Annotated in this window: 6 protein-coding genes; all 6 read right to left on the reverse strand. The window is 68.8% G+C overall.

What is annotated here, in order from left to right; translation table 11 throughout:
* The coding region (locus H261_RS21720; RefSeq protein ID WP_008622007.1) for a DUF58 domain-containing protein at window positions 1-570 on the reverse strand (570 nt) is incomplete at its 3' end.
* Window positions 571-590: 20 nt separating this feature from the next.
* Window positions 591-2,393 carry a translation elongation factor 4 gene (gene lepA, locus H261_RS21725; protein ID WP_008622008.1) on the reverse strand — a complete coding sequence of 601 codons (1,803 nt, stop codon included), beginning with the start codon at window positions 2,391-2,393 and terminating at the stop codon, window positions 591-593.
* A 77-nt stretch (window positions 2,394-2,470) separates the two neighbouring features.
* A complete protein-coding gene (locus H261_RS21730; protein WP_008622009.1) occupies window positions 2,471-3,982 on the reverse strand; it encodes a hypothetical protein in 1,512 nt (503 codons plus the stop codon).
* A gap of 102 nt (window positions 3,983-4,084) precedes the next feature.
* The gene (ligA, locus tag H261_RS21735) at window positions 4,085-6,166 is read right to left on the reverse strand and encodes an NAD-dependent DNA ligase LigA (protein ID WP_008622010.1); all 2,082 of its coding nucleotides are present in this window, start codon (window positions 6,164-6,166) and stop codon (window positions 4,085-4,087) included.
* Between the two features lies 1 nt (window position 6,167).
* Complete coding sequence (gene recN, locus H261_RS21740) at window positions 6,168-7,829, reverse strand: DNA repair protein RecN (protein WP_008622011.1); 1,662 nt, start codon at window positions 7,827-7,829, stop codon at window positions 6,168-6,170.
* Entirely contained in the window at window positions 7,830-8,738 is a 909-nt protein-coding gene (locus H261_RS21745; protein ID WP_008622012.1) for an outer membrane protein assembly factor BamD, read from the reverse strand.
* Window positions 8,739-8,953 lie beyond the last annotated feature (215 nt).

The raw sequence follows: 8,953 nt of genomic DNA on the forward strand, positions 1-8,953 counted from the left end.
GGATCGAAGAAAATCACCGGCTAGCACGACGGTGGCGTGGCGTGGCAGGCGGACGGGTGGGGCGGGTGGCGCGTCGCCGGCGTGGTCCAGGGCGGCGGCCAGCCGGGCCAGCGCGCCGCCGCCCCAGCAGGGCGGGGTGTCGCCGGCCAGCGCCGCCACCCGCTCGCCGCCGCGCAGCAGCAGCGAGCCCAGGGCGAGGATCAGCAGGCGGGCGCGGGAATGCTTGGTGGGCAGGCTGGCGTCTGAGCGCCAGTGCATGGAGGGCGAGGCATCCAGCCACAGCCAGACGGTCTCGGACGCCGCCCATTCCGTCTCGCGCACATAGAGATGGTCGGAGCGGGCCGAGCGGCGCCAGTCGATGGCCCCCGCCCCGTCGCCCGGCTGGGCCCGGCGGTACTGCCAGAAGGCATCGCCGGAACCGGCGCGGCGGCGGCCGTGGACGCCTTGCGCCACGGATTGGGCGACCCGCTCGGCCTCAACCAGCAGCGGCGGAAAGCGCGATGCCAGCTCCTCGGCCCGCAGCTCGATTTTCCGATCGCCCCTTGCGTGGTCCCGAGCCTTGCCGGTCATCCGGTCCCTATCCGTGGGGGTTAGGAATCACCCATCTTGAGGGCGGCCAGGAAGGCGGATTGCGGAATCTCCACCTTGCCGAACTGGCGCATGCGCTTCTTGCCTTCCTTCTGCTTGTCCAGCAGCTTGCGCTTGCGGCTGGCGTCGCCGCCATAGCACTTGGCGGTGACGTCCTTTCTGAGCGCGCTGATGCTCTCGCGCGCCACGATACGCCCGCCGATGGCGGCCTGGATGGCGATCTGGAACATCTGGCGCGGAATCAGCTCCTTGAGGCGGGTGCAGATGCCCCGGCCCCGGCTTTCGGCGTTGGCGCGGTGCACCACGAAGGACAGCGCATCCACCGGCTCGGCGTTGACCAGGATCGACACCTTGACCAGATCGGACTGGGCGTAGCTGTCCACCTCGTAGTCGAAGCTGGCGTAGCCCCGGCTGATGGACTTCAGGCGGTCGTAGAAGTCGAACACCACCTCGTTCAAGGGCAGCTTGTAGACCGCCATGGCCCGCGAACCGGCATAGGTCAGGTCGATCTGCTGGCCACGCCGCTCGGTGCAGAGCGTCAGCACCGGCCCCAGATACTCGTCGGGCACCATGATGGTGGCCTTGATCCACGGCTCTTCCATGTGGTCGATGCGGGCCGGGTCGGGCATGTCGGCGGGATTGTGCAGCTCTTCCATCTCACCGTTGGTCTTGTGGACGCGATAGACCACGGAGGGCGCGGTGGTGATGAGGTCCAGGTTGAACTCGCGCTCGAGCCTCTCCTGGATGATCTCCAGGTGCAAAAGGCCGAGGAAGCCGCAGCGGAAGCCGAAGCCCAGGGCGGCCGAGGTCTCGGGCTCGTACTGGAAGCTGGCGTCATTGAGGCGCAGCTTGGCGAGCGAATCGCGCAGATCCTCGTAATCGGCGGCGTCGATGGGGAACAGGCCGCACCACACCACCGGCACGCTGGGCTTGAAGCCGGGCAGCGGGGTGTCGGCGGGCTTTCTGTCGTCGGTGACGGTGTCGCCCACCTTGGTGTCGGCCACCGCCTTGATGGCGGCGGTGAAGAAACCCATCTCGCCGGGGCGCAATTCGGTGGTCTGCACCAGCTTTGGGGTGAAATAGCCGCAGGAATCCACCTGATAGGCGGCCTCGGTGGCCATCATGCGGATCTTCTGGCCCTTCTTCAGCACGCCGTTCTTGATGCGCACCAGGATGATGACGCCCAGATAGGGGTCGTACCAGGAATCCACCAGCAGGGCCTGCAACGGCGCGTCGACATCGCCTTCGGGACAGGGCAGGCGGTTGACCAGAGCTTCCAGCACATCGCCGATGCCGATGCCGGTCTTGGCCGAGATCATCACCGCGTCGGAGGTGTCCAGGCCGATGACGTCCTCGATCTGCTGCTTGACGCGCTCGGGCTCGGCGGCCGGCAGGTCGATCTTGTTGAGGACCGGCACCACCTCGTGGCCGGCGTCCAGGGCGTGATAGACGTTGGCCAGGGTCTGGGCCTCGACCCCCTGGGAGGCGTCGACCACCAGCAGCGAGCCCTCGCAGGCGGCCAGCGAGCGCGAGACCTCGTAGGCGAAGTCCACATGGCCGGGGGTGTCCATCAGGTTCAGCTGATAGGTCTTGCCGTCCTTGGCCTTGTATTCCAGCCGCACGGTCTGGGCCTTGATGGTGATGCCGCGCTCGCGCTCGATATCCATGGAATCGAGCATCTGCTCCTTCATGTCGCGCGCCTCGATGGCGCCGCAGGCCTGGATCAGGCGGTCGGCCAGGGTGGACTTGCCGTGGTCGATATGGGCGACGATGGAGAAATTACGGATATGGCTGAGCTTGGTCATGGAAGGCGATCAACTTGAGTCAGGGCGTGTTGCGTCGAGGCTGCCGGACCATAGTGCGCGGCGCCCGTTTTGGGAAGCTACTTGCTGTCGGGATCGTCCAGCCAATGGGGCTCGATCCCCCGACGGGTCTTGCGGGTTTCGGCCAGCTTGCGCACATGGCCGAGATTCTTGGCCGCCACCTTGGCCGGGCCCTTGGCGCCGTGGCCCTGGAACACCTCCAGCGCGGCGGCCAGGGCCTGTTCCGCCTCGGCCAGATGGCCGGCGCCGGTGGAGTGACGGTCCAGCAGGAACAGGGCAGAGCCCAGGGTGTTCTGGGTGGCGGCCCAGGCCAGCGGGCCGCGCTCGCGCGTTCTGATCTCCAGCACCGAATGGCAGGCGTCGATGGAGCGCTTCAGCACCTCGGTACTCTTCAACTGGTCGCCATAGACTTCCAGCACCTGGGCGATGTTGTGCATCACCTCGGCCCAGCGTTGGGGCGTCTCGGTGCGGGAATAGACCTGGAGAGTGGCCTGCAGCGCCTGCACGGATTCGCGCAAAAGCTCGGTCTGGCCGGTCTTGAGGTCCAGGCGGTAGAGCGCCACGCCGAGCCGCACCTGGGCCGAGGCCCATTCCTGCGGCATCAGGGCGCGCGGCAGGCATTCCACCGCCAGGCGCCATTCCTTGATGGCTTCCTCGAGCAGCGGCGCCGGCTCCTTGGAGCGTTCGGCCTTGGCCGACAGCACTGCGCCGATATGCTTGTGGATCAGCCCGGCCTCCCACGAGGGGTCGGTGCGGGCCAGTCGCCGCTGGGCCTGGCGATAGGCGTTGATGGCCTTGTCGAACCACAGGTTGGTCTCGTCGGGCGGCACCACCATGGCGTTGATGGTGGCGATATGGCCGAACACCAGCTGGCACGAGCGCTGTTGCCCCATGGACATCTGCACCGGCGGTTTGGCGGCCAGCCCCTCCACCTGCGCGGCGGCGGCGGGCATCAGGCGGCGGATGGAGTTGCGGTGGGCCTCGGTGGGCACCTCGACGGCGGCCAGAATGGCGGCGTAGAGCAGGTTGGACGGCCCCTCGCCCAGCTCGGCCGGCAGCTCGATGCGGGTGGTGGTGCCGAACGAGGCGGCGCGCTCGTCGTCGTTGCTGGCGGTGGCGAGGCGCAGGCGATAGCCGTCCTTGCCGAACTCGCCCCACACCAGCAGGTCGGCGTCCTCCTCGGCCACCGCGTGCCGTGTGTTGAGCGACACGCCGGCCACCAGGGCCGGGTCGTCCAGGCGGTCCAGCTGGTAGACGCGCGGCACCGCCTTGACCTTGAAGGCCACCCGCGCGTTGAGCACCTGATTGAGCTGGGTGGCCGCCTGTCCGTCGGCATCGCCGGACAGCGCCGCCACCAAGATGGTGAAGGACGGCCCCTCGACCGGGACGGGGACCGGTACCGGCTGCGGCGGCTGGGCGGGCCTGGGCTTGAACAGGCTGACCAGCAGTTCCAGCAGACCGCCGGTCCTGGCGGCGTCGCCGGTCGGGGCGGGGAAGGACGCCGGCGCCTCGGGCTCGGCAGGCGCTTCCGGCTCGGCCTGGGCGGGCGGCTTGGACGCAGCGCCCCGCATGGCCGCAAGATCGCGTGCCCGGCGCTGCAGTTCCGCTTTTCTGTCGTTTGGATCGTCCGCCATCTCTCACCGTATACGGGAGAGCGGCAAGGACGGCAAGGTTCAGCCGCCGGTCAGCGCCAGCCATTCCTGTTCGGACAGGATGGCGACGCCCAGTTTGGCGGCCTCGGCGGCCTTGGAGCCGGCGTCGGCGCCCACCACCACATAGTCGGTCTTCTTCGAGACGGAGCCCACCACCTTGGCGCCCAGCGCCTCGGCGCGGGCCTTGGCCTCGGGCCGGGTCATGGTGGCCAGGGTGCCGGTGAACACCACCGCCTTGCCGGCCACGGGCGATGCCGAGGACTCGATCACCTTGGCGTCCCCGACGCCGCCGCCGAGTTCCGTCATGGCGGCGACCAGATCGTCCAATGCGGCGGCGTTGTGGCTCTCCTTGAAGAAGTCCAGAAGGTCGCCGGCCACCGAGGGGCCGATATCCTCGATGCTGGTCAGTTCCTCCTTGGCCTCCTCGGTCATGGCGGCGCGCCAGGATTCGAGGGTGACGTAATGCCGCGCCAGGCGCTTGGCGGTGGCCTCGCCGATCTGGCGGATGCCGAGCGCGAAGATGAAGCGCTCCAGGCCCATGCGGGCGCGGGTCCGGATCGACTCGAACAGCTTTTCCGTGGAGCGCTTGCCCCAGCCCTCGAAATTCTCCAGCTTCTGCAGCATTTCGGCGTCGTTGCGCGCCTTGAGCCGGAAGATGTCGGCGGGGCTGCGGACCCAGCCGCGTTCCCACAGGAATTCGATGTTCTTGTCGCCCAGGCCTTCGATGTCGAAGGCGCCCCGCGACACGAAATGTTTCAGGCGCTCCTTGGCCTGGGCCTCGCAGGTCAGCCCGCCGGTGCAGCGGCGGATCACCTCGCCCTCGGGCCGCACCGCGTGGGCGCCGCAGACCGGGCAGACTTCGGGATAGACGAAGGAGGTGGGGCCGCGCGGCTTGCCCGGCACCACTCCGACGATCTGCGGGATGACGTCGCCGGCCCTTTGCACGATCACCGTATCGCCGATCCGCACGTCCTTCCTGGCGATCTCGTCCTCGTTGTGGAGCGTGGCGTTGCTGACCACCACGCCGCCCACATTGACCGGGGTGAGGCGGGCCACCGGAGTCAGCGCCCCGGTGCGGCCCACCTGGATGTCGATGGCCTCCAGCAGCGTGGTGGCCTGCTCGGCGGGGAATTTATGGGCGATGGCCCAGCGGGGAGAGCGAGAGACGAAGCCCAGGCGCTTCTGCAACCCGATGTCGTCCACCTTGTAGACGATGCCGTCGATGTCGTAGGGCAGTTCGGCGCGGGCCTCGCTCAAGGATTCATAGGCCGCCAGCAGCCCGGCGATTCCATCGCAGCGGCGGATCAGCGGATTGACCGTGAAGCCCCAGGCCCGCAGGCGCTCCAGATAGAGCCAGTGGCTGGGGGCGGGCGGGCTGGAGGCCTCGCCCATGGCGTAGGCGAACAGCGACAGCGGCCTGGACGCGGTGATGCCGGGGTCCAGTTGCCGCAGTGATCCGGCGGCGGCGTTGCGGGGATTGGCGAAGACTTTCTCGCCCGCCGCTTCCTGTCGCCGGTTGAGCGCCAGGAAGTCGGCCTTGGTCATGTAGACCTCGCCCCGGATTTCGATCACCGCCGGTGCGTCGGCTCCCAGGGTGCGGGGCAGCATCGTCTCGGGGAAGGTTTCCAGGTTGCGGGTGACATCCTCGCCCTCCGCCCCGTCGCCGCGCGTCGCCGCCGAGACGAACGTGCCGCCCTCGTAGCGCAGGCTGATGGACAATCCGTCGATCTTGGGCTCGGCCACATAGGCCAGCGGGGCCTCGCCGTCCAGGCCGAGGAAGCGCCGCACCTTGGCGTCGAACTCGGCCACGTCCTCGGGGGTGAAGGCGTTGTCGAGCGACAGCATGGGCACGGCATGCACCAGCTTGCCGAAGCCGTCCGACGGCGCGGCGCCGACCTTGTCCTTGAGCGGGCTTTTGGCCGCCAGTTCGGGAAAGCGTTCCTCGATCCCGGCAAGGCGTCGCTTGGCGCCGTCGTAGACGTCGTCGGGAACCTCGGGCGCATCCTTGCCATGATAGGCCTCGTCCCAGCGGGCGATCGTCTCGGCCAGCTCGGCATGCTCGATGCGGGCCTCGAAGGGAGTCAGGGCGGCAACGGGGATCATCTTATCCCATCAACGCGTCGGCCGCCGCGCGGGCGTGGTCGGTGATGGTTTCGCCCGACAGCATGCGGGCCACTTCCTCGCGGCGGGCGTCGGGGGACAGGCGATCGACGCCGGTGGTGGTCTTGGCCCCGGCGACGGCCTTGGCGACGCGGTAATGGTGGCCGCCCTGGGCGGCGACCTGGGGCGAGTGGGTGACCACCAGGATCTGCAGGGATTCGGCCAGCCGGCCCAGGCGCTCGCCCACGGCGGCGGCCACGGCGCCGCCGATGCCGGAATCCACCTCGTCGAAGACGATGGTCGGCGTCGACGAGATGCGGGCCAGCACCACCTTCAAGGCCAGCATGAAGCGCGACAGCTCGCCGCCCGAGGCGATCTTGCTTAAGGGACCGGGGGCGGTTCCGGGATTGGTGGCCACCTCGAAGCTGACCTGATCCAGGCCATTGGGGCCCCATTGCGCCTCGTCCACCTGGGTGACGCGGGTCTGGAAGCGGGCCTTGTCCAGCTTCAAGGGCGGCAGTTCGGCGGCCACCGCCTTGTCCAGCCGGGCGGCGGCGGCAAGCCGGGCCTTGGACAGGGCGCGGGCCTGCTCCAGATAGGCGGTGCGGGCCGCCTGCTCGGCACGGGCCAGCCGGGCCAGCCCGTCGCCGCCGCCTTCCAGGGCGGCCAGCTGGCGGCCCAGCCGGTCGAGCAGCAGCGGCAATTCGTCCACCGCCACCTGATGCTTGCGGGCACTGGCGCGCAGCGCGAACAGCCGTTCCTCCACCTTTTCCAGGTGGCGGGGGTCGAGGTCGATGCCGGCCGAGGCGCGTTCCAGCAGATTGGTGGCCTCGGCGGCTTCCTGGGCGGCGCGGTCGAGCGCGGCGATCACCGGGTCCAGCTTGCCCTCGGCCTTTTCGGCGACGCGCTCCAGCGCGCGGGCGGCGGAGCGCAGGGACGCCTCCACCTCGCCCTTGTGGGTCAGCGCATTCTGGGCGGCGTTCATGGCCTCCAGCAGCTTCTCGCCATGCATCATCACGGCGCGGCCGGCGGCCAGTTCGGACTCCTCGCCCGGCTTGGGGCCTAAGGTGGCGAGATCCTCGTGCACCTGCCGCAGGTGCTCTTCCTCGGCCTTGGCCTTGGCGAGGTCGGCCTCGGCCTCGGTCCGCGCCCGGGCGGCGTCGCGCCAGGCGGTCCAGGCCTTGGCCAGGGCGACGCGGGACCCGGCCTCGCCGGCGAAGGAATCCAGCACGCCCAGGTGGGTGGCGGAATCCAGCAGGCCGTGGCTTTCGAACTGGCCGTGGATTTCCACCAGTTCGTCGCCCACCTTGCGCAGCAGTCCGACGCTGACCGGCTGGTCGTTGACATAGGCCCGCGAGCGCCCGTCGGCGGCCAGCACCCGGCGCAGCAGCAGCGGCCCGCCGGCGGCGTCCATGTCCTGTCCGGCCAGCAGGGTGCGGGCGGGATGATTGGCGGGGGGATCGAACTCGGCGGTGACGCTGGCCTGGGCGGCGCCATGGCGGACAAGCCCCGACTCGGCCCGGGCGCCCAGGGCGAGGCCGAGGGAATCCAGCAGGATGGACTTGCCGGCGCCGGTCTCGCCGGTGAACACCGACAGGCCGGAATCGAAGGAAAGATCAAGCCGCTCGATCAGGACGACGTCGCGGATCGACAGCGCGGTCAGCATCTACCAGAACTTGGCCCAGTTGAACCAGCCGCCGCTGGTCTTGGCGGGATCGTCGGCCTTGGGCTTTTCCTTGGCCTTGTCGCCGGACCAGAAGGTCAGGGAATCGGTCCAGTTCTTCCTGGAGCGGCCGGAGGGATTGAGGTTGCCCTGCTCGACCATGGCGTAGCCGTCCTCGTACCAGTCGCTGCCGGGGAAGTTGTGGCCCAGCACCGCGGCGGCGCGGGCCGCCTCCTGGTCCAGGCCGAGCGCGGTGTAGATCTCCACCATGCGGTAGAGCGCCTCGGGGACGTGGGTGGTGGTTTGGTACTGCTCGGCCACGATCTTGAAGCGGTTGAGCGCCGCCAGGTGATGGTCGAGGTGCTGGTAATAGCGGCCGATATTCATTTCCTTGCCGGCCAGATGGTCGCGGGCGAGGTCGATCTTCAGCTTGGCGTCGCGGGCATAGGGCGTGGAGGGAAAGCGGTCGACCACTTCCTGCAGGATCTTCAGCGCCTGCTCGGTGAGCTTCTGGTCGCGGGCGACGTCGGTGATCTGCTCGTAATAGCACAGGGCCTTGAGGTAGTAGCCGTAGGCGATGCTCTTGTTGCCGGGATGCAGCTGGATGAAGCGGTCCAGGGCGACGATGGCGTCGTCGTACTTGTTGCGCTCGTACAGCGCATAGGCGCTCATCAGCTGCGCCTTGGTGGCCCATACCGAATAGGGATGCTGGCGGTCCACCTCGTCGAACAGCTGGGCGGCCTTGTAGTATTCGTTGGCGTCGACCAGGTCCATGGCCTCGTTGTAAAGCTCCTCGGCCGGGCGCTCGACGTATTCGGGCTTCTTCTGGCTGCATGCCCCCAATCCGACGGCCAGGGCCGCCGACAGGGCGAGGGCCGGCAGAAGACGGGCGAGGGTGGAGCGATGGCGCATGGAGGCTCTTTGCAAGGACGGGACCGGAACGGGCCGCACTATAGCACCTTCCCGCCGCAAAAAAACCCTCTCCGCCGAGACGGAGAGGGCGATGGGGGTCGTGAACTGTTCAGCCGTTGGCGGCGAGGGCCAGCGGCGGGGCGGCGAACGGCGCGGCGGCCGAGCCCGGGGCGATGGTGGTCAGCTCCCAGGCGCTGGAATCGGCGAACAGGGCG

Origin of the sequence: Paramagnetospirillum caucaseum (assembly GCF_000342045.1) — a bacterium.
In the GTDB taxonomy this organism is placed as follows: domain Bacteria; phylum Pseudomonadota; class Alphaproteobacteria; order Rhodospirillales; family Magnetospirillaceae; genus Phaeospirillum; species Phaeospirillum caucaseum.

Excerpts from the sequence above, each read along its gene's own strand:
- H261_RS21745 (WP_008622012.1), bottom strand. The coding sequence starts at position 8,738 with ATGCGCCATCGCTCCACCCTCGCCCGTCTTCTGCCGGCCCTCGCCCTG.
- lepA (WP_008622008.1), bottom strand. The coding sequence starts at position 2,393 with ATGACCAAGCTCAGCCATATCCGTAATTTCTCCATCGTCGCCCATATC.
- H261_RS21730 (WP_008622009.1), bottom strand. The coding sequence starts at position 3,982 with ATGCGGGGCGCTGCGTCCAAGCCGCCCGCCCAGGCCGAGCCGGAAGCG.
- recN (WP_008622011.1), bottom strand. The coding sequence starts at position 7,829 with ATGCTGACCGCGCTGTCGATCCGCGACGTCGTCCTGATCGAGCGGCTT.
- ligA (WP_008622010.1), bottom strand. The coding sequence starts at position 6,166 with ATGATCCCCGTTGCCGCCCTGACTCCCTTCGAGGCCCGCATCGAGCAT.